Source organism: Paracoccus marcusii (genome assembly GCF_028621715.1).
GTDB lineage: Bacteria > Pseudomonadota > Alphaproteobacteria > Rhodobacterales > Rhodobacteraceae > Paracoccus > Paracoccus marcusii.
Genome location: NZ_CP117466.1, coordinates 1,658,999 through 1,679,973, shown reverse-complemented (window position 1 = coordinate 1,679,973; position 20,975 = coordinate 1,658,999). Strand labels below are relative to the sequence as shown.

Annotated in this window: 15 protein-coding genes, 1 tRNA gene and 2 pseudogenes; 12 read left to right on the top strand and 6 right to left on the bottom strand. The window is 68.0% G+C overall.

Annotated features, from left to right (window positions below):
* Positions 1-112: 112 nt before the first annotated feature.
* From surE to PRL19_RS08330, 3 genes are read left to right on the top strand one after another with little or no spacing between them, the layout of a single operon-like run.
* On the top strand, positions 113-922 hold the full coding sequence (surE, locus tag PRL19_RS08340; protein WP_273742610.1) for a 5'/3'-nucleotidase SurE: 810 nt from the start codon (positions 113-115) through the stop codon (positions 920-922).
* On the top strand, positions 919-1,569 hold the full coding sequence (locus PRL19_RS08335; protein ID WP_273742609.1) for a protein-L-isoaspartate(D-aspartate) O-methyltransferase: 651 nt from the start codon (positions 919-921) through the stop codon (positions 1,567-1,569). The genes surE and PRL19_RS08335 overlap by 4 nt, the downstream gene beginning before the upstream one ends.
* A 36-nt stretch (positions 1,570-1,605) precedes the next feature.
* The gene (locus PRL19_RS08330) at positions 1,606-2,724 is read left to right on the top strand and encodes a LysM peptidoglycan-binding domain-containing protein (protein WP_273742608.1); all 1,119 of its coding nucleotides are present in this window, start codon (positions 1,606-1,608) and stop codon (positions 2,722-2,724) included.
* Positions 2,725-2,738: 14 nt separating this feature from the next.
* Here the strand turns inward: PRL19_RS08330 and PRL19_RS08325 are convergent, their stop codons facing one another.
* From PRL19_RS08325 to PRL19_RS08315, 3 genes are read right to left on the bottom strand one after another with little or no spacing between them, the layout of a single operon-like run.
* Entirely contained in the window at positions 2,739-3,824 is a 1,086-nt protein-coding gene (locus tag PRL19_RS08325) for a hypothetical protein (RefSeq protein WP_273742607.1), read from the bottom strand.
* 20 nt (positions 3,825-3,844) lie between these two features.
* A complete protein-coding gene (locus PRL19_RS08320) occupies positions 3,845-5,230 on the bottom strand; it encodes a TolC family outer membrane protein (protein ID WP_046000130.1) in 1,386 nt (461 codons plus the stop codon).
* On the bottom strand, positions 5,227-5,880 hold the full coding sequence (locus tag PRL19_RS08315; protein WP_045981477.1) for a protein-L-isoaspartate O-methyltransferase family protein: 654 nt from the start codon (positions 5,878-5,880) through the stop codon (positions 5,227-5,229). Before PRL19_RS08315 ends, PRL19_RS08320 begins: the two co-directional genes overlap by 4 nt.
* A 138-nt stretch (positions 5,881-6,018) precedes the next feature.
* Here PRL19_RS08315 and PRL19_RS08310 point away from each other — a divergent pair.
* The 8 genes from PRL19_RS08310 (at position 6,019) to opgC (ending at position 16,320) form a co-directional block, all read left to right on the top strand.
* Positions 6,019-6,092, top strand: a tRNA-Cys gene (locus PRL19_RS08310).
* 29 nt (positions 6,093-6,121) lie between these two features.
* Positions 6,122-7,339: a 3-deoxy-D-manno-octulosonic acid transferase gene (locus PRL19_RS08305; RefSeq protein ID WP_273742606.1), complete on the top strand. Its 1,218-nt coding sequence runs from the start codon at positions 6,122-6,124 to the stop codon at positions 7,337-7,339.
* A gap of 14 nt (positions 7,340-7,353) precedes the next feature.
* Complete coding sequence (locus PRL19_RS08300) at positions 7,354-7,758, top strand: DUF1178 family protein (RefSeq protein WP_045981475.1); 405 nt, start codon at positions 7,354-7,356, stop codon at positions 7,756-7,758.
* 74 nt (positions 7,759-7,832) lie between these two features.
* A complete protein-coding gene (locus tag PRL19_RS08295; RefSeq protein ID WP_045981474.1) occupies positions 7,833-9,089 on the top strand; it encodes an aspartate kinase in 1,257 nt (418 codons plus the stop codon).
* A gap of 59 nt (positions 9,090-9,148) precedes the next feature.
* Positions 9,149-11,392: a phosphoenolpyruvate--protein phosphotransferase gene (ptsP, locus tag PRL19_RS08290; RefSeq protein WP_127897964.1), complete on the top strand. Its 2,244-nt coding sequence runs from the start codon at positions 9,149-9,151 to the stop codon at positions 11,390-11,392.
* A gap of 187 nt (positions 11,393-11,579) precedes the next feature.
* Positions 11,580-13,085 carry an OpgD/OpgG family glucan biosynthesis protein gene (locus PRL19_RS08285; protein ID WP_273742605.1) on the top strand — a complete coding sequence of 502 codons (1,506 nt, stop codon included), beginning with the start codon at positions 11,580-11,582 and terminating at the stop codon, positions 13,083-13,085.
* Positions 13,082-15,199: a glucans biosynthesis glucosyltransferase MdoH gene (gene mdoH / locus PRL19_RS08280; RefSeq protein ID WP_148910540.1), complete on the top strand. Its 2,118-nt coding sequence runs from the start codon at positions 13,082-13,084 to the stop codon at positions 15,197-15,199. Before PRL19_RS08285 ends, mdoH begins: the two co-directional genes overlap by 4 nt.
* Positions 15,196-16,320: an OpgC domain-containing protein gene (gene opgC / locus PRL19_RS08275; protein WP_045981540.1), complete on the top strand. Its 1,125-nt coding sequence runs from the start codon at positions 15,196-15,198 to the stop codon at positions 16,318-16,320. Before mdoH ends, opgC begins: the two co-directional genes overlap by 4 nt.
* A 51-nt stretch (positions 16,321-16,371) precedes the next feature.
* Here the strand turns inward: opgC and PRL19_RS08270 are convergent, their stop codons facing one another.
* Together PRL19_RS08270 and PRL19_RS08265 are read right to left on the bottom strand one after the other, a co-directional pair.
* A complete protein-coding gene (locus PRL19_RS08270; protein WP_045981470.1) occupies positions 16,372-17,592 on the bottom strand; it encodes a Hint domain-containing protein in 1,221 nt (406 codons plus the stop codon).
* Between the two features lie 606 nt (positions 17,593-18,198).
* Positions 18,199-18,435: pseudogene (locus tag PRL19_RS08265) on the bottom strand (integrase core domain-containing protein); the annotation flags it as partial.
* Between the two features lie 83 nt (positions 18,436-18,518).
* On the opposite strand from PRL19_RS08265, the gene PRL19_RS08260 reads away from it, so the two are divergent.
* Positions 18,519-19,925, top strand: coding sequence for an IS30 family transposase (locus tag PRL19_RS08260; RefSeq protein WP_232303292.1), 1,407 nt, complete (start codon positions 18,519-18,521; stop codon positions 19,923-19,925).
* Positions 19,926-20,088: 163 nt separating this feature from the next.
* Here PRL19_RS08260 and PRL19_RS15740 read toward each other — a convergent pair.
* Positions 20,089-20,791: pseudogene (locus tag PRL19_RS15740) on the bottom strand (integrase core domain-containing protein); the annotation flags it as partial.
* Positions 20,792-20,975: the final 184 nt, after the last annotated feature.

Below are 20,975 nucleotides of genomic sequence, written 5' to 3'. Positions count from 1 at the left end.
CCGCTTCCGCCCTGCGGCGCAGGAACGGGTTGAAGCAGAAAGCCGCCCCCGCTAAGCAGATCGGGTCACATCCGCGTGCGCAGGGGCGCGGTCAGCCGGAACAGGGGACAGGATGCGCATTCTCATCACCAATGACGACGGGATCAACGCCCCGGGCCTGGAGGTGCTGCACCAGATCGCCACCGAACTGGCCGGCCCGCATGGCGAGGTCTGGACCGTCGCGCCCGCGTTCGAGCAGTCGGGCGTGGGTCATTGCATCAGCTATACCCACCCCACCATGGTCGCCCGCCTGGCCGAACGCCGCTATGCCGCCGAGGGCAGCCCCGCCGACTGCGTGCTGGCGGCCCTAGGCGATATCGTGGGCGCGGCCCCCGACCTGGTGCTGTCGGGCGTCAACCGCGGCAACAATGCCGGAGAGAATGCCATGTATTCGGGCACCATCGGCGGCGCAATGGAAGCCGCGCTGCAGGGCCTGCCCGCGATCGCGCTGTCGCAGTACCTGGGCCCGCGCACCGCGGACCTTGCCGACCCCTTCGAAGGCGCGCGCACGCATGGCGCCGCGGTGATCCGCCGCCTTCTGGATCATGGCGACTGGTCGACGGATGCCGACTTCCGCCTGTTCTACAACGTGAACTTTCCGCCGGTTCCGGCCACGGAGGTCCGGGGCCTGCGCGTCGCACCCCAGGGCCAGCGCCAGGGATCGCGCTTTGCCGCCCAGCCCTACAGCGCGCCGAACGGGCGCCGGTTCATGTGGATCGCGGGCGGGTCGCAGCAGGCGCCGGCGCGCGACGGGACCGATGTGGCCGCCAACATGGAGGGGTTCGTCTCGGTCACGCCGATGCGGGCGGACCTGACCTGCCATGCGTCGCTGGACCGACTGGCGGCAGCGCTGGACGATCCGCTGGCACGGGCCGCCGAATGAGCGACGAGGACGACGACGCGGAACGCAAGATGCGGTTCGTCTTTCAGCTGCGGTCCCGCGGGGTCACCGATCCGCGGGTCATGGCCGCGATGGAGGGGATCGACCGCGGCCTGTTCGTGCGCGGCCAGTTCGCCGACCGCGCCTATGAGGACACCCCCCTGCCCATCCCCTGCGGCCAGACGATCAGCCAGCCCTCGGTCGTCGGCCTGATGACCCAGGCCCTGGACGTCGGTCCCCGCGACACCGTGCTGGAGGTCGGCACCGGTTCGGGATACCAGGCCGCGGTCCTGTCGGGACTGTGCCGGCGCGTCTACACCGTCGACCGCCACCGCCGCCTGGTCCACGAGGCCGAGGCGATCTTTCGCGAACTGGGTCTCTACAACATCATCGCGCAGGTGGCCGACGGATCGCGGGGCCTGCCCGACCAGGCCCCCTTCGACCGCATACTTGTGACCGCCGCGGCCGAGGATCCGCCCGGGCTCCTGTTGGCACAGCTGAAGATCGGCGGTATCATGGTGGTGCCTGTCGGACAGTCGGACGCGGTCCAGACCCTGATCCGCGTGACGCGGACCCAGGAGGGTTTCGATTACGACGAGTTGCGGCAGGTGCGGTTCGTTCCGCTGGTCGAGGGGTTGGGCCAGACATGACCCCCGGCCACCACCAGGCAGGCCGAGGACAGGACCATGACAAGACGTGATATTCGGACCGGCTGCGCCATGCTGGCCGTGCTGGCGCTGACGGCCTGCGGGTCGGACGGCAGTTTCGACCCCGACCTGCGCGGGCTGATCGGGGGCATGGACACCGCCCCCGCGGCCGCAGCCGCGGCACCCCGTCCGGCGCCCGACGCGCGCGGCGTCATCAGCTTTTCCAGCGGCCAGGTCGCGGTCGCGCAGGCGGGCGACACGCCCGCATCGATCGCCGCCCGGCTTGGGCTGGATGCGACGGCTTTGGCCGGCCACAATGCCCTGCCCGCCGACGCGCCCCTGCTGGCGGGTGCGGTCCTGGTCCTGCCGACGCAGGTCCCCGCGGGGGCCGCGAGCGGTGGCGGCACGGCGATCGTGACCGACCCCTTCGCCGGCAGCGCCCCGGCCAGCCCCACGCCGCGGCGCGCCGCCCCGGCCCCTGCCGCCGCTGCAAACCCGGGCGAGCATGTCGTCGCCGCCGGAGAGACGGCCTGGGCCATCGCGCGCCGCTATGACGTCAGCGTCCAGGATCTGGCCAGCTGGAACGGCCTGCCGGCCGACATGAGCCTGCGGACCGGCCAGCGTCTTCTGGTGCCGCAGCCCGGCCAGAAACCCGACAGGCTGGCCACGACCGCCCCCGGCGCGGGGAGCCCGACCCCGACCCCGCCATCGGCCACGCGTCCCCTGCCCGCCGAGGAGACGCCACCCGCGGGCGCCCCAGCGCCTGACACGCCCCAGACCGACCTGGGATCCACGCGGACCGCGGCATCGGGCGGCGGCCAGTTCCGCATGCCGGTCCAGGGGTCAATCATCCGAGTCTATGAAAAGGGCCAGAACGACGGGATCGACATCGCGGCCTCGGGCGGCACGGCGGTCACCGCGGCAGGCAGCGGCCAGGTGGCCGCGATCACCCGCGACAGCGCGGGCACGCCGATCATCGTGGTCCGCCACGAGGGCGACCTGATGAGCGTCTATACCAACCTGGGCGATGTCGCCGTCGCCAAGGGCGACAGCGTCAGCGCGGGACAATCCCTGGGCCAGGCGGGCGACGCGGGCTTCGTCCATTTCGAGATCCGCCGGGGGTTCGAAAGCGTCGACCCCGAGCGGTACCTGAACTGATCCCCGGACGGGGATCAGAGATGCGTCAGCCGTTCATCCAGCGCCGTGGCGATCTCGCGCCGTACCACGGCACGCAGGTTGCCCGAAAAGCGGGCGCCCATCTCTCCCTCCAGCTCCTCGCGGATCATCTCCTGCAGGTGGGCGCGCATGGTCTTGTCGTCCATCATCTGCGCAACGGTCTGGGCGACGATCTGCGCGACCGGCAGATGCGGCAGCGCGGCGCCATCGTCCGCCTGCGGACGGTCGGGACCGTCGCCCGCGGGCGCATGGGCGTGCGGCGCAGGGACGACATCGGCGGCCGCTGATCCGCGGACCTGCGCAGGACCGACAGCCGCATCCTGTGCGGATGCCTGGGCGGGCATCGCCGGCGGCAGCAGGCGCCACAGCAGCCAGTCGCCCCACGCAGAGAGCAACCGTGCGATACGGGACCGGGGCGCCGCTGCGGCCGGGATGACCGCCGGTGCCACGGCAGACACCACGACCTCCTCGGTCAAGGCATCGGCGATGGGCGCCTCGACGACCGCGTCAGGCAGGGCCAGCGCCGCTGCCGTCCTGCCGCGGGCCTTGCCTGTCGCGCGCCGGGGCCGCGACGGCGGTACGCCGTCGTCCGGCAGATCCGCGACCGCCCTGCGCAGATGCGGGGCCAGCAGGATGACCGAGGCCGTGCTGCCCGCCAGCATGCCCCGCGGGGTCGGATCCTGAGACAGGCGGTGCAGCATAGTGCGCGCGTCGCTGTGAATCACGGGCTGGGCGTCGATCATGTGCCGGATGCTTTGCATTTCGGCACGGATGCGGGCGATTTCCTGGGCGGCCTGTCCGATCGGCTGATCCTGGGTCAGGACCGGCAGGGTGACGACCTGAGCGGGCTGCGCCGGCGCGACCTTGCTGGTGCGCGCGCGGGCCGGCTTGGTCTCCGAGTCGGCCTTGGCGCGGGGGGCCTTGGCACGGGCCGGCTTGGTGGCGGAGGCGGCCGCATCGGCCTTGGCGCTGCGGCGGCGCGGTGCCTTGGGCGCCGCAGCGGCCTTGGCAGTGCTGCGCCGCGGTGCGGGGGTGTCGGTCGCCGAATCCTCGACGGGGGTCATGCGGCGCGCCTCAGTCATGGCGCACCGCCGGGGCCGGATCAGTTCCGGCCGATGGCGCGCAGCACGCGGTCCAGGCTTTCGCCCTGCTTGCTGGTTGCGGGCGCGTCCCGCACAGCGTTGTAATATTGCGATGGGTCATAGGTGGGTATCCCCAGTTGCAGGTTTTCTACCGTCAACAGACCCATAGCAGCCAGAAGTTGATAATGAGCTAACTGCAGATTCGATTCCGCGGAAATCCGGTCGGCCCGCGCCTCCAGCAGCGATTGTTCGGCGTCCAGCACGTCCAGCGTGGTCCGCGCACCCAGCAGCGCCTCCTCGCGGACGCCGTCATAGGCCTGCTGCGCGGCCGAGATCTGCTGGTTGATCGCGGTGATCTGCGCGCGGGCGACAGCGATGTTCGCCCAGGTCTCTCCGACCTGCTGGCTGATCTGGCGCGCGGTGTTCAGCAGTGCCGAACGTGCCTGGTCGCGCTGTGCCATCGCGCGGCGATGCGCGGCCGACAGGCGCCCGCCCGAATAGAGGGTCTGGCTCAGTTCCAACCCCACAGACGACGAATTGCGGCTGCCATAGCGGCCGCCCAGGCTGGCTTCGGGCGCGCGGGTCACGCCGACGCTGGCCGTGCCCGACAGGGTCGGGTTGCGTTCGGCGGCGGCGGCGGCCACGCCGATCTCGGCCGCGGCGGCCTGGCGTTGCGACTGACCGATTGCGGGGTGGGTGCGCTGCGCGATCTGGCGTGCCTCGTCCAGGGTGGCGGGCAGGTTGGGCAGCGGCGGCGGCGCGTCCAGGCGACCCGGCTGGCGGCCGGTCACGGCCAGATAGGCCTCGCGCGCGATCTCCAGCTGGCCGTTGGCGGCAGCCAGCGCGGCACGGGTCGCCGCCAGCTGCGCATCGGCCAGCGCCACGTCGGTCACGGTGATCTCGCCCACGTCGAATCGGTCCTGCGCGGCCTGGCGTTCGCTGGACAGGACGTCGACCGAGTTTTCCTGCAGCCCGACCTGCTGGATGGCCTCGCGCACGTCGAAATAGGCGACGGTCGCGGCCAGCAGGATGTCCTGTTCGACCCCCACCAGCGCCTGTCGCGTAGCCAGGACCTGCTCCTTGGCCCCGTCGATGGCCAGCTGCGAGCGTCCGAAATCATAAAGCGTCAGCTGCGCGCCAAGGGACAGCGAGGTCGAGCGCACGGTCGTGCCCCCCTCGGTCCGCGAGGCGGACTGGCGCGCGACCCATTCGACGACCGGGCGCAGCGCCGCGACGGAGGCCGCGACATCCTCGTCGGCGGCGCGCAGGACGGCGCGGTTCTGTTCGATCAGCGCCGAATGGCGATAGGCCGCCACCATGGTGTCGGCCAACGATTCGGCGCGGGCGGGCAGTGCCGCGGCCAAGGCCAGCAGCGCACCCCCCGCGAACCGCGCAAGCGGGGTCACAATGCGAACCCGCGTTGCAGGCCGAACCCGGGCAGCATCGGAGCCTTGGCGTTGAACGAATAACGCCAGCTGAGCTGGCCGTTCTGCCGGGTGCCGATCCGGGCGACGCCCAGCGCGCCCTCGACGAACAGGGCGGCGACGCGGCCGCCCTCGCGCAGCTGCTCGACGATGGCGGCGGGGATGTCCTGGACCGCGCCCTCGATCAGGATCACGTCATAGGGCCCCTGCTTGGGCGCGCCTTCGGTCAGGGGGGCGTGCAGGACGGCGACGTTGTCGATGCCCGCCTCCGACAGGCGCTGTTCGGCCTCGGAGGCCAGTTCCGCGTCGTCCTCGATCGCGACGACGGCCTCGGCCATGCGGGCCATGACGGCGGCGGAGTAGCCATAGCCGCAGGCCAGGTCCAGGACCAGCTCGTCGGGCTGGATGTCCAGCGCATCGACCATCTTGGCCAAGGTCCGCGGCTCCAGAAGGACGCGGCCGTGGCCGATGTCCAGGTTCTCGCCGGAATAGGCGACAGAGCGGCGGCTGGCGGGAACGAACTCCTCGCGCGGAATGGTCAGCATCGCGTCGATCACCGGGAACTTGGTGACGTCACTGGTGCGCACCTGCGTATCCACCATCGTCGTGCGGCGCGCGGCGAAATCGCTCATGTCGGGGAACCTCTGCTGGACCTGTTTGGCCGACTATTGCCATGTTTCCCGCAGTTGGGCAACGCAGGACATCGGCCCCGCGCTTCGCGTCTTGCAAGGGTCGCGGCAATCCGCTAGGACACGGCCACTCTCGACGGCGGCGGGTTGGCGGAGAGGTTACGCACCGGATTGCAAATCCGTGAAGACCGGTTCGATTCCGGTACCCGCCTCCACCTCATCCTGACCGAGGGGACCTTCCTGCATGATCTATGACGCCACGACCCGCATCGCCGAGGCCGCGCTGTGCCTGCGCGCGCGGTTGGGCGGATCGCGGGCGCTGCGCGAGCGTCTGGTCTACACGGGCGCGCCCGGCCCCGCCGCGATCTGGCTGCATGCCGCATCCGTCGGAGAGCTGACCTCGGCCCGCGTGGTGATCGAGGCACTGGCCGCGCGCCACCCCCTGACGGTCACCACCAACAGCGAGACGGGCCGCGCACTGGCGCAGGACTGGGGCCTGCCCGCGCGGCTGGCGCCCCTTGACCTACCCGGCGCGCTGACGCGCTTCCTGGATGCCGCGCGCCCCACGCTGGCGATCACCGTCGAGGGAGAGTTCTGGCCGCTGCGGTCGCGCCTGCTGGCCGAACGCGGCATCCGCCAGGCGATGATTGGGGCGCGCATGTCGGAACGGTCGGCGGGCACCTGGGCGCGGTTTCCGCGCATCATCGAGCCGATGCTGGGACGCGTCGCGGCCCTGTCGGCGCAGGATCAAGGCAGCGAGGCGCGCCTTCTGAACCTGGGCCTGCCGCACCGCGCGCTGCTGCCGCGGCTGGACCTCAAGCTGCTGGCCCCTGCGGCGCAGCCCGTGCCCCCGGACAGTGCGGCCCGCGACCGGGTGATCCTGGCGGCATCGACGCATGAGGGCGAGGACGGGCCGGTGCTGGACGCCTTTGCCGCGCTGCGGGATGCCCGGCCCGACCTGCGCCTGATCCTGGCGCCGCGCCATCCCGACCGGGGGGATGCCATCGCGGCACTGATCGCGGCGCGCGGCCTGTCCTTCGCGCGCCGCAGCGCGGGCGCGGACGATGCGCCGTCAGGCGGCGTGCTGTTGGCCGACACCTTGGGAGAGATGGCGCGCTGGTACGCGCGCGCCGGGATCTGCATCATCGGCGGCAGCCTGCAGGACCATGGCGGCCACACCCCGTGGGAGCCCGCGGCCCATGGCTGCGCGCTGATCCACGGCCCCCATGTCGGCAACTTCGTCGAGGCCTTCGATGCGCTGGACGGGCACGGCGCGGCGCGACCCGCGGGCGATCTGATGGCGACCCTGTCGCGGCTGACCGACACGCCCGACGAGGCCCGTGCGATGGGCCGCGCGGCGCGGGCCGTGCTGGTGGACCGGGCGGGCGATCCTGCGGCGCTGATCGCGCGGCTGGACGATCTTGCACGCGCCCCCGGCGGACCCGATATAGGGATCATCTGACAGGAGTTGTTGCGATGATCCGCTATGCCTTGCGCTGCGACCAGGGGCATGATTTCGACGGCTGGTTCCGGTCCTCGGACGGGTTCGAGGCGATGCGCGATGCGGGTCAGGTCGGCTGCGCGGTCTGCGGCGCCACCAAGGTCGACCGGGCGCTGATGGCCCCGGCGGTCAGCGACAAGACCCTGACCGCCCCCCGCAACCCCGCCGAGGCCGCCTTGCAGGCGCTGCGCCGCAAGATCGAGACCAGCTCCGACTATGTCGGCCTGTCCTTCGCCGAGGAGGCCCGCGCGATGCACGAGGGCACGCGGCCCGCCCGCGCCATCCATGGAGAGGCCCGCCCCGAGGATGCGCGCAAGCTGATCGAGGACGGCGTTCCCGTGGCCCCCCTGCCCTTCGTCCCGCGTCCCAAGACGAACTAGCGCCGCCCCTTGCGGTTCGCGCGCACCGCCCCTAAAAGCCCCGCCGACGCACATCCTTTGGCTGGAGGCCCTTGATGCCGCTTCTGGTAATGAAATTCGGCGGCACCTCGGTGGCCGATCTGGACCGGATCAAGAACGCCGCCCGCAAGGTGCAGCGCGAGGTCGAGCGGGGCTATGACGTGATCGTCATCGTCAGCGCCATGTCCGGCAAGACGAACGAACTGGTCGGATGGGTCGAACAGACCTCTCCGCTGTTTGACGCGCGCGAATACGACGCGGTGGTCAGTTCCGGAGAGAACGTGACCGCGGGCCTGATGTCCCTGACCCTGCAGGAGATGGGCGTGCCTGCACGCAGCTGGCAGGGCTGGCAGGTGCCGATCAACACGACCGCCGCCTATTCGGCCGCGCGCTTCGTGGACATCCCGCGCAAGAACCTGGACCAGAAGTTCGCCGAAGGCTTCAAGGTCGCCGTGGTCGCGGGCTTTCAGGGCCTGTCGCCCGAAGGCCGCATCACCACGCTTGGCCGCGGCGGATCGGACACGACCGCGGTGGCGTTCGCCGCCGCCTTCGATGCGGAACGCTGCGACATCTATACCGACGTGGACGGGGTCTATACCACCGATCCGCGCATCACGTCGCGCGCGCGCAAGCTGCCCCGCATCGCCTTCGAGGAGATGCTGGAGCTGGCATCCCTCGGCGCCAAGGTGCTGCAGACGCGGTCGGTCGAGCTTGCGATGCGCTACAAGGTGCGCCTGCGGGTGCTGTCCTCGTTCGAGGATACCGACGAAAATTCCGGCACGCTGATCTGCGATGAGGATGAAATCATGGAATCGAAAGTCGTCAACGGTGTCGCCTCGTCGCGCGACGAGGCCAAGATCACCTTGGTCACGGTCGAGGACCGTCCAGGCATCTCGGCCGCGATCTTCGCGCCGCTTGCCGATGCGGGCGTGAACGTCGACATGATCGTTCAGAACATCTCGGAAAAGGACTATGACGATCACCCGGGTTCGGTGACCGACATGACCTTTTCCGTGCCGATCAACCAGGTCGAGCGCGCCAAGCGTGCGATGGAGGAGGCCCGCCAGGCCGGCCACATCGCCTATGACGAACTGGTCGTCGACACCGAGGTCGCCAAGGTGTCCGTCGTCGGCATCGGCATGCGCAGCCATGCGGGCGTCGCCGCCCGCATGTTCAAGGCGCTGGCCGATGAAAACGTCAACATCAAGGTCATCTCCACCTCCGAGATCAAGATTTCGGTGCTGATCGATCGGAAATACATGGAACTGGCCGTGCAGGCGCTGCATGATGCCTTCGAACTGGAGAAGGCATAACGCTCTCTGGTTGGTTCCCCGGTCGGGGACACGCGTAAGGGCAGAAGGCGGGGCAGGCGATGCAGGATCGCACCGACAGCGACTCTCGCAAGCTGCTGAAGCGGCTCAAGGAAATCTTGGCCGCGGCGGGCGGTGGGCAGGATCGGCTTGACCAGATCACCCACCACATCGCCGATTCGATGGGCACCGAGGTCTGCTCGATCTATCTGTTCCGCGATGCCGACACGCTGGAACTGTGCGCGACCGAAGGGCTGCGCCCCGAGGCCGTCCACCAGACCCGGCTGCGCCTGGGCGAGGGTCTGGTCGGCCGCGTCGCCCGAACCGGGCGCAACGTGAACACCGCGAACGCCCCCGCCCAGCCCGGCTTCCGCTTTATGCCCGAGACCGGCGAAGAGGTCTTTCCCGCCTTCCTGGGCGTGCCGATCCAGCGGGTCGGGGAACGGCTTGGCGTCCTGGTCGTGCAATGCGCGACCGCCCGGCAGTTCTCCGAGGACGAGGTCTATGGCCTGGAGGTCGTGGCCATGGTCCTGGCCGAGATGACCGAACTGGGCGCGTTCCAGGGCAGCCAGTCGGACAGCCTGCCGCTGGCGCACCGCTTTCCGCTTCTGGTGCGCGGCGCCACCGGCCAGGAGGGCGTGGCCGAGGGGCGCGTCTGGCTGCACGAGGCGCGCGTGGTCATCGCCAACCCGGTCGGCGACGACCCCGACAAGGAGCTGGCCCGCCTGCACGAGGGCGTGGAGACCCTGCGCGAGACGGTCGACAGGATGCTGGGCGCGGTCGACATGGGCGACGGCGATCATGCCGCGGTCCTGGAGACCTATCGGATGTTCGCCCATTCGCGCAGTTGGCTGAAGCGCATGGAGGAGGACATCCGCCTTGGCCTTTCGGCCGAGGCCGCGGTGGAGAAGGAGCAGTCCGGCGCCCGCGCCCGGCTGGAGATGGCCGCCGACCCCTATCTGCGCGATCGCCTGCACGATCTGGACGACCTGTCCAACCGCCTGCTGCGCATCCTGACCGGACAGGGACACGACACCGGCGCCGAGATGCCCGAACGCCCGATCCTGGTCGCCCGCAACATCGGCCCGGCCGAGCTGCTGGAATACGGGCGTCGGCTGAAGGGCGTCGTGCTGGAGGAGGGATCGGTCGGCAGCCACGCGGCCATCGTCGCCCGCGCGCTGGCCATTCCGCTGGTCATCCACGCCACCCGCATCACCACCGAGGCGCTGAACGGCGACCCGATCCTGGTCGACGGCGATCAGGGCGTCGTCCACCTGCGCCCCGAGGAGACCGTTCACAAGGCGTTCCTGGACAAGATCGCCATGCAGGCCGAGGCGCAGGACCGCTATGCCGACCTGCGCGACCAGCCCGCCACGGGCACCTGCGGCACCACCATCCAGATGTTCATGAACGCGGGCCTGATGGCCGACCTGCCCTCGCTGGAGGGGTCGGGCGCCGAGGGGGTTGGCCTGTTCCGGACCGAACTGCAGTTCCTGGTCCGCAGCCACGTCCCCCGGCGCGCCGAGCTGGCCGGTCTGTATGCGCGCGTCATGGACAACGCCCAAGGCAAGCCGGTGATGTTCCGCACGCTGGACATCGGGTCGGACAAGGTTCTGCCCTACATGAAGCCGCAGGACGAACCGAACCCCGCGATGGGGTGGCGCGCGATCCGCGTGGGGCTGGACAAGCGCGGCGTGCTGCGGATGCAGCTGCAGGCCCTGATCCGCGCCAGCGTGGGCCGGCCCCTGCACGTCATGTTCCCCTTCATCGCGGACATCACGGAATACGAGGCCGCACACCGCATCCTGATGCAGGAGATGGCGCGCGAACAGCGCCTGGGGCATTCCATGCCCAGCGACATCCGCGTCGGCGCCATGCTGGAGACGCCGTCGCTGGCCTTCGCACCCAAGCGGTTTTTCGAGATGTGCGACTTCATCTCGATCGGCGGCAACGACCTGAAGCAGTTCTTCTTTGCCGCCGACCGCGAGAACGAGCGGGTCCGCCGCCGCTATGACACGCTGAACGTGTCGTTCCTGTCGATGCTGCGCCAGATCATCGCGCGCTGCGCCGATGCCCGCGTGCCGCTGTCATTTTGCGGCGAGGATGCCGGGCGGCCGGTCGAGGCGCTGGTCTTTGCGGCCCTGGGCATCCACCGCCTGTCGATGCGGCCGGCGTCGATCGGACCGGTCAAGCACCTCATCCGGCGCATCAGCATCGTCGAGCTGGCCCGCGTCATCGAGGAGGCCGAGGCCGAGGGCCTGACCAGCGTGCGCGGCCCCGTGACGGCCTGGCTGGCACGACAATGAACCGATAAGGCCGATTCCTGCTTGCCCGGCGGGCCCATATCGGCCGATAAGCGAGCAAACCGCCCGGCATGCTTGCTGCACTGCGGCGTGCCGCGTATATTCGCTTATCCTTGTCGAGACATCCCCGGATATGAAACGTCGTCAATTTCTCAATGCTGCCACCGCCCTGGCTGCCGGTGGATCGCTGATGGCGGTCCCGGCACAGGCCCAGGCGCCTGCCGAAGGCGTGGACCCCGCAGCCTTCGGGCCCCCTGCCCCGCAGCCCTTCGACTTTGAACAGGTCGCGACTCTGGCGCAGGAGCGGTCCGCGCGCCTTTACGTCCAGCCGGTCGCGGAACTGGTCGGCAGCTTTGCCAACCTGGACTATGACCAGTATCGCGGCATCCGTTTCCGCCGCGACCAGGACCCGCTGGCGGGCAACGCGACCTTCCGGGTGGACCTGCTGTCGCCCGGTTCGATCTTTTATGAACCGGTGCAGATCAACCTGGTCCGCGACGGCGTCACCCGGCCGATCCCGTTCGACCCGGCGCTGCTGGAATTCGACGAACGCTATTTCCCCAACGGCCCGGACCTAAACACGATCGGCAACATGGGCTGGTCCGGGTTCCGGATGCGCACGCCACTGAACCGCCCCGGCGTCATGGACGAGTTCATCGTCTTTCAGGGCGCCAGCTATTTCCGCGCGGTGGCGCGCGGCACGTTGTACGGCCTGTCCGCGCGCGGCCTGGCCATCAAGACCGGCAGCCCCGACGGCGAGGAATTCCCGCTGTTCACCGACTTCTGGATCGTCGAGCCCAAGCCCGGCGCGGAAAGCGTCCGCATCTATGCGATCCTGGACAGCAAGTCGGTCGCGGCGGCGTTCCAGTTCGACGTGACGCCCGGCGCGGTGACCATGGTGCGGACCCGCGTCGCGCTGTTCCCGCGCGTCGATCTGCGCGAGACGGGCCTGGCGCCGCTGACGTCGATGTTCTGGTTCAGCCCGGCCAGCCGCCGGGTCGTCGACGACTATCGCCCCGCCTGCCACGACAGCGACGGGCTGCAGATGCAGACCGGTGCGGGCCAGTCGCTGTGGCGCGGGCTGATGTCGCCGCGCAACCTGCAGATCAGCAGTTTCGTCGACACCGATCCGCGCGGCTTTGGCCTGGTCCAGCGGCCCCGCGACTTCGAGACCTATCAGGATGCCGAGGCGATGTACCATCTGCGTCCCTCTGCCTGGATCGAGCCCGAGGGCGATTGGGGCGCGGGCGAGGTGCGCCTGATCGAGATCCCGGTCGAGAACGAGTTCAACGACAACATCGTCAGCTACTGGCTGCCCTCCGACACGATCCCCGGCGGAGAGCGGACCGAGTTCCGCTATCGCCTCAGCTTTGCGGGTCTGCCGCCCAGCAACCTGCCGTTGGCCAAGGTCCGGCAGGTGCGGTCCGGCCGGTCGATCAATGTCGAGACGACGCGCAGCTATATCATCGATTTCGATCTTGGCATGTTCCGCGAGACGCTGCCCAACTATCAGGTCAGCGCGTCCGAGGGCCGGATCGCGCATGCCTATCTGAAACCGCTGCCGGAACAGGGCGTGCTGCGCCTGGCATTCGAATTCGAACCGGGGCGGACGCAGCTGTCCGAACTTAGCGCGCTGTTGACCGATCCCGACGGCCTCGCCCTCAGCGAGACCTGGCTGACGCGCTGGACGGCATGACCATGGACCATGACATGACGACGGCCGGTCGTTCCGACGCGCCGGCCGTGGCACCCGTTGTGCCGCCTCTGGCGCCGCTGACGATGCCCGTGCAGGATTTCGCGCGCCACCCGCAGGCGGGGCCCACGCGGCGCATGAACAGCCTTCGCGTCTGGCTGGCGCGGCTCATCGCCTTTGGCGGCACCGCGGTCCTGGCCGTCGTGGGCTTTTCGCAGATGCTGGCGGCCTTCGGCGCCGATCCCACGCCGATGCAGATCGCGCTGCTGGTGCTGTTCGTGCCGACTTTTGCCTGGGTGGGCTTTTCCTTCTGCGGGACGCTGGCCGGGTTCCTGGCCCCCCGCCTGACCACGCCGGATGGGCCGAACGATGCCCGCGTCGTCGTCGTCATGCCGATCTATCACGAGGATGTCGCGACCAGCACGGGCCTTCTGGTCGCCCTTGCCCGAGAGCTGGAGGCCGAGGGCATGGCCGATCGGACCGAGATCTTCGTGCTGTCGGACACCCGCGACCCCGCCATCGCTGTCAACGAGACGCTGGTGATCGACCGCGCCCGCGCCCTGTCGCCGCTGCCCCTGTGGTATCGCCGCCGCCTGTCCAACGACGATCGGAAGTCGGGCAATCTGGCGGAATTCGTGCGCCAATGGGGCGGACGCTATGACCAGATGGTCGTGCTGGACGCCGACAGCGTGATGTCGGGCGCCACCATCCGCGCATTGTCGGCGCGCATGTCGGCGGACCCCCAGGCGGGCCTGATCCAGACCATGCCCATGCTGGTCGGCGGAGAGACGATCTTTGCCCGCCTGACCCAGTTCGCGGGCCGCGTCTATGGCCCGATGATCGCGCGCGGCGTGGCCGCGTGGTCGGGCGATACCGGCAACTACTGGGGTCACAACGCGATCATCCGCGTCAGCGCCTTTGCCCAGGCCTGCGGCCTGCCCCGCCTGCCCGGCAATCCGCCCTTCGGGGGCACCATCCTCAGCCACGATTTCGTCGAAGCCGCCGCCCTGTGCCGGGCCGGATGGGCCGTGCGCCTGGATCACGACCTGCGCGGCAGCTATGAGGGATGCCCGCCCACGCTGCTGGACATGGCCGTGCGCGAACGCCGTTGGGCGCAGGGCAACCTGCAGCATTCCCGCCTGCTGGGGGTCAAGGGCCTGCGCGGTGTCAGCCGGGCGCACATGATCATCGGCATCATGGGCTTTCTGATGAGCCCGCTGTGGCTGGCCCTGATCCTGGTGGGTCTGGTCCTGTCGGCCACCGTGCTGCTGTCGACGCCGGAATATTTCCCCAACGCCTATCAGCTGTTCCCCGAATGGCCGGTCTTCGACAGCCGCCGGATGCTGTGGCTGTTCGCCATCGCCATGGGCCTGCTGCTTCTGCCCAAGTTCATCGCGACCTTCCGGGCCTGGGCGCGTCCCCTGGCGCGCAATTCCGGCGGCCGCGTACGCATCTTTGCCAGCGCCATCTTCGAGACGGTCCTGTCCGCGCTGATCGCGCCCGTGCAGATGCTGGTCCAGACCCGCCAGATCTTCGAGATCCTGTCGGGCCGCGACAGCGGTTGGAACGCGCAGACCCGCGCCGGGTCGATGCCGTCCTGGGGCGTGGTGCTGCGCCATCACTGGGCGCATGTCGTCCTGGGCCTGGGCACGCTGATCGTGCTGGCGACCTTCTCTCCTGCCCAGCTGATCTGGCTGTCGCCGATCCTGGCGGGGCTGATCCTGTCGCCTCTGACCTCGCGTCTGTCGGCCAGCCCGGTCTTCGGCCGGTGGGCACGTCTGCGCGGCCTGCTGGTCACCCCCGAAGAACGCGATCCCCCCGCCATCCTGACAGAGGCCGCGGCCATCAGCCGGTCCCTGCCCCAGGCCATGACCGGGCGCGACAGCCTGCTGCGGCTTGGGTCCGACGCGGACCTGCTGGCGCGCCATGTCGCGATGCTGGCCCCCCTGCCCGACGACCTGCCCCGCGCGGTCCGCCTGGCCCGGATCACCGCCGGCGCCAAGATCGAGCATGCCAGCGGACAGGTCGCCGCCCTTGACGACATGGATCGCACCGAAACGGACGCCATGCTGCTGGATCCGGCCCTCCTGACCCGGTGGAGCCGGTTGCCCGCATGAACCGTCTGATTGCGCTGGATATGCTGCGCGGCTACGCGCTGGTCAGCATCATGATCAACCACATGCCGATCTCGGTCCTGCGGGGGACGACGCTGCCGAACTTCTCGATCTTCGATGCGTCCGAGATGTTCGTGCTGCTGTCCGGCTTCCTGGTGGGCCTCGTCTGGCGCAGCGTTGAAACTCGCGAGGGACGCCGCATGGCCCAGCGCCGGTTCGCCCGCCGCGCGTTCGAGGTCTGGCGCGCCATGCTGATCGGCGCAGTACTGATGGCCCTGCTGTCGGCGGCCCTGTTGGCGCTGGATCGTCCGCACACGGCGATCTGGAACCAGTACGCGATCTGGATCCTGGAGAACCCGTTGGGCTTCGTCGGCACGGTCGCCACCTTCTGGGTCCAGCCCAACATCATCGATGTGCTGGCCGTCTACGTGATCCTGATCACCCTTTCGGTGGTCGTGGTGCCGCTGATGCTGCGCTGGCCGCTGATCGTGGCGCTGGGGTCGGTCCTGCTGTGGTGGCACGCGCCCGAACTGAACGCGATGATCCCGAACCACCGGACCGAGAACGGCTTCCTGTTCAACCCGTTCGGCTGGCAGATGCTGTTCTATACAGGTACGGCGATCGGCCTCTATCGCCAGACGATCATGGCGGTTCTGTGGCCGTGGCGGCACGTGCTGACCGTGCTGGCGATCGGCATGTTCGCCTTCGGCAGCGCCATCGTCATCGGCGCCCGGATCGGAGAGCCCGCGCTGGCGTTTCGCCAAGCGCTGATGCAGGTCTATGGCACCATCGACAAATGGAGCCTGGACGGCACCCGCTATCTGGCGATCGTCGCCGCCGCGTGGCTGGTCTCGGTCCCCCTGGCGCGGCCGATGGAATGGCTGGCGGCCACCCGCCCCGGCGTCGCATTGCAGCAGATCGGCAAGGGCGGACTGTTCGCCTTCGTGGCCTGCGTGCTGCTGTCGGTGCTGGGCGACGCGTTCCAGATGACCCCCGCGGACCAGCCCACGTGGCGGCGTCTTGCGGTCGATCTGTGGGCCTGCGTGGCGCTGTGGTGGGTGTCGGCCCTGTGGCTGGAGCACGGCGCCCCCTGGCAGCGTGCCCGCAAGGCACGACGGGCCTGAATCGAAAAGGCCGCCCGTGATGGGCGGCCTTCTTGCTGTCGCGCCGGCGGTTCAGCCCACCAGTGCGCAGGCGTTGCGCTGATGGCGTTCGGCCATCTTGCGCACCATCCTGTTCTGCGGAAGATCGCGTGCGGGAAGGGTCGCGCGACCCGCATCGACCAGGTCCGGAAACAGGGTCAGCAGCTCTTGCCGTGCGGCCGGGCCGACCATGCGCAGGGCCTGCACGCCGGTATAGAGCGATTCGGTATCCGCCCCGTTGGACCGGATTACCTCGTGGCGGTCGAACATGATGTGGAAATATTCGACCTCGGCCAGATCGGTGGCCAGTTCGAACCCGTCCAGCGACAGCAGCTGCTTGGCCGCGACCAGCACCTCGAACGTACCGAACATGCGCTGCGCGATCCGGGACCGCACCAGCACCCGATGCTGGGGAGAGACAATCAGATCCCGGGACGGTGTGTTGATGCCTAGGGCACCTGCCGCGATGCGGACCGGCGTCAGGCGCGGATTGCGCGCCAGCGCCACCGCGGACAGGCGCTGCGATCCCGTCCAGCGCAGCGGCTGCGCCCCGTTGTCGCGCGTCATGACCAGATCGCCCGGGCGAAGGGTCTGGACGGCCACCGGCCCATCCGGCGTGTCGATCAGGGTGCCGGCGGCAAAGCACACGATTTCGATATCGTCATCCGCCAGCACGAGCGTCCCGTCACCGCTGATCGTGGTATTGATCACGGCGGTATCAAGCACCTGCTGGGTCAATCCTGTGACTTGCGGCAGCGCGGCACGCAGAGCCCCTGTCGGGTCCAGCCCTGCAATGGTTTGGTTCACCTCGTTGAGCGGAACCGTCACGGTCGTGTTCACACCAAGGACCCGAACAGTGAGGGTCGCCTGAAGGCGGTCTGCGGTCAGGGGCTGATCGCTGATGAAATACACGTTGCCGTCATTGTCGCGGAAATAGTCGACGTCCACTGGATTTACCTGCAGGCGGACGCCGTTGGTCAACGCACCCGACAGCTGACCGATATTGGCGGCCGCTGTCGACAGGACGCCGGACCCTAGATACGTGCCCGGCAGGGGCTCTCCATCGATGATCGGCGTCAGGAACTCACCGGCAGTAACGGTGTTCGGTCCGGTCTCATCGTCCTGGACGCGATAGCCGTCAAAGGACTGGCCGGCGCCGAAATCATTCAGCACGGAGGTGGGCGGCAGCGTCACCACCGGAGAGTCGACGGTTCCGGTAATGGTCGTGCCTTCAAGTTGGGTAAGGACGGGCATGGGCGTCTCCTTAGAACAGGGGCGTAAGAGGTCCGTCCCCGCAGAACAGCTCTGGGGGCCAATCAGGTAATCGGAATTGCCGGGGCGCCCGAAGGCACCCTTCAGGGGTCAGTAAGCGATCGGCCAGTGCAGGCACGGGGGATGGGGTCGGATGCCGTGTCGCATGGTCTGGCCTCGCTCCGATCGGGGCCCGTGCGCAAATACTGCAGGGGCCAAGTGCAGGACCGCGACGGCGACCCTGTTAACCTTCATTACCACATTATGTACGCGAAGATGCATGACCAAGAAAGAACCGAACGGTACGGTTCCAGTCGAGATGGGCTGCAACTCTAGCAGTGATACGTTCCGAGCGAACGAAATCTGCTCAGGACACGTCGCCTCTCAGCAACGTGAATTATCGCTGAAACGGAGGTGAAACGTACCGAAATGTTTAGATAAAACAAATGCAGACAGTGCAGAAAGTCTTAAAGGTGAGCAATTTAAACTCTACGCACTCTTGGGTTGTAAGATCTGGAATCTCCGCAGGACGCTGGTCATCACTTTATCGTGATTACCTACTGAAGCAGCACACCATCATTGGACTTGCCCGGCTTTTGTAGAGAGCGTTTAGCTCATGTCTGGGGCCATTCGCTCGAAGGCGGTGGGGCTTTGGAAGCCAAGCAATGAATGTCGCCTGACGGGGTTAGAAAACCCGTCGATGTATCTGGCGACGGCGCTTTCAGTCTGCTGGTGGGATTGCCAGTCGACCAGCCAAACCCGCTCGGACTTGAGAGTCTTGAAGAACGTCTCGATCATCGCGTTGTCGTAACAGTTCCTGCGCTCGCTCATTGAGATCAGGATGCCGCGTTTTCAGCGACTGGTAGTCGACAGAGGAGTATTGGGCGGTCTCAACCGGTCGTCGCAACACTCTGCTGATGGAGGTTGCGATGACGACAGGCAAACGAAGATCCGAACAGTCGACGAGGCGCAAATTGCGCTCACCAGGGCGGCCGGGAGTGGCAAGGCAGTCGGAGCGGCGCCGTTTCTGGTCCCTGATTGCATTGGGTCTTTCCAGCGAGGACGCTGCCGCCCGGACCGGCATCTCGCAGCCGGTCGGAACACGGTGGTTTCGAAAGGCTGGCGGCATGCCCCCTTCACATCTAGCTCCATCCGCGGCGGCACCGTCTCGGCGCTACCTGTGCCTGGAAGAGCGTGAAGAGATCGCTCTGCTCTTGGTGCAGAATGTCGGCTTGCGTGAGATTGCCCGCCGTCTTGGCCGCGCTGCGTCGACTATCTCGCGGGAGATCCGTCGCAATGCCGCCACACGCTCCGGCGGGTTTGAGTATCGTGCGACCACGGCCCAGTGGCATGCCGAGCGCGCGGCCGAGCGGCCAAAGGCCGCAAAGCTGGCGACGAACGCGGCTTTGCGGCAGTATGTGCAGGACAGGCTCTCCGGCCATATCTCGCACCCGGGTGGCTCGGTCGTTGTTGGCCCGCCTACAGCCTGGAAAGGCCGGCGACATGGACGGCGGCAATCGCGTCGGTGGGCCAAAGCCTGGAGTCCCGAGCAGATTGCCGGTCGGTTGCGCATCGACTTTCCAGGGGACGAGACCATGCGGATCAGTCACGAGGCCATCTACCAGGCGCTCTACATTCAGGGGCGTGGCGCTCTGCGCCGTGAGCTGACGGCGTGTTTGCGCACTGGTCGAGCGTTGCGTGTGCCCCGTGCCCGGACTGCCGGCCGAGGAAAATCCTTCGTGACATCCGAAATCATGATCAGCGAGCGCCCCGCCGAAGCTGCGGATCGTGCCGTCCCCGGCCATTGGGAAGGCGACCTCATCATCGGCCTCAACCGCTCTGCCATCGGCACGCTGGTCGAGCGGCAGACGCGCTTAACGCTGTTGCTGCACCTTCCACGGATGCCCGGGCATGGTGACGGACCACGCGTGAAGAATGGGCCGCCTCTTGCGGGTCACGGTGCCGAGGCCGTGCGCGATGCCATCGTGCGGAGCATCGTTCATCTGCCCCGCCATCTTCGGCGGTCGCTGTCTTGGGATCAGGGGTCCGAGATGGCCCGTCATGCCGAACTGACCGTTGCCGCTGATCTGCCGGTCTACTTCTGCGATCCTCACAGCCCATGGCAGCGCGGCACAAATGAAAACACCAATGGGCTGCTGCGCCAATACTTCCCCAAGGGCACCGATCTTAGCTTGCACGGTCCTGATGATCTCGAAGCTGTTGCAGCTGCGCTCAACGGACGTCCGCGCAAAACCCTCGGCTGGAGAACCCCGGCAGAGGCACTGGACGCGCTGCTCACGAACGCCGAAACTGACCATGTTGCGACGACCGGTTGAGACCGCCCTGACAGCCGCGATCCGTATGATGAACATGCCCTAGGCCAGGGTTGCGATGTGATGTTCTCCCCATTCCTTTGACGGGATCTGGCGCTTTTCAAGCTCTGATCTGCTCCTGCTGATCGGGTTGCGTTGCTTCTCCTGTCAGTGAGGAGACCACTGCCGGCGGTCGGCCGCCAAGGGCCTTGTGCGGCCGGCGGTGGTTGTGGAATTCCATCCAGTTGCGGACACCGGTGCGTGCCTGTGATCCGGTCTCCCAAGCATGCAAATAGACGCATTCGTATTTCAGGGTGCGCCACAAGCGCTCGATGAAGATGTTGCCCAAGGTGCGCTTGCGAACGCCTTTGCCATCCATCGAGATGCGGACGCCCGACCGTCGCAGGCGGTCTGTCCAGGCAAACGACGTGAAGTGGGACCCTTGGCGTCGCATGGCCGCTTGGACCGATGGCGCGACCATGCTCCATGGTCATGATGTCCGGCGGTCCGAACCGATAGATGGTCTCGTTCAGCGCCTCGACGCAGAAGTCGGCGTCCCCTCGCCATGGCCCTCGGACCAGTGGCGGACCATGGCTCGATGTTCGAGATCCGCCACGCCAGGACCATGCGGGTGTGCCAGTCCATGATCGCCACCAGGGAGAGCGAGGCATGAGCCGCCACTGGTCCGAGGCCATGCCGAGCGCCGCGACGCATCGGCAGATAGGTGATGTCCACACACCAGACCTGATTTGGCCGGGCCACACGCAGCCCGCGCGAGCCAGATAGGGGTAAGTCTTGTGTCCCTTCGTCGGCCGGCGGGTGTTGGGCTTCTGGTGGATCGGCATCAGACCCGTCAGGCGCATAAGCCGACGTATGCGCTTTTCGTTCACCTTGTGGCCGTTTTCGGGCTTGCGCGGCCCCACTGGGGCCACGGTCCCTGCAACTGCGCAGGTGCCAGGTCATCTGACGGACGCCAAGGAAAGGCGTGTCGAGGAACCGCACGTCGATCAACCGCAGTGAGCCATGTGGCCGCCACTGGTTCGAGGTCCATGGCGAACGCGAGGTTCTGGTCCG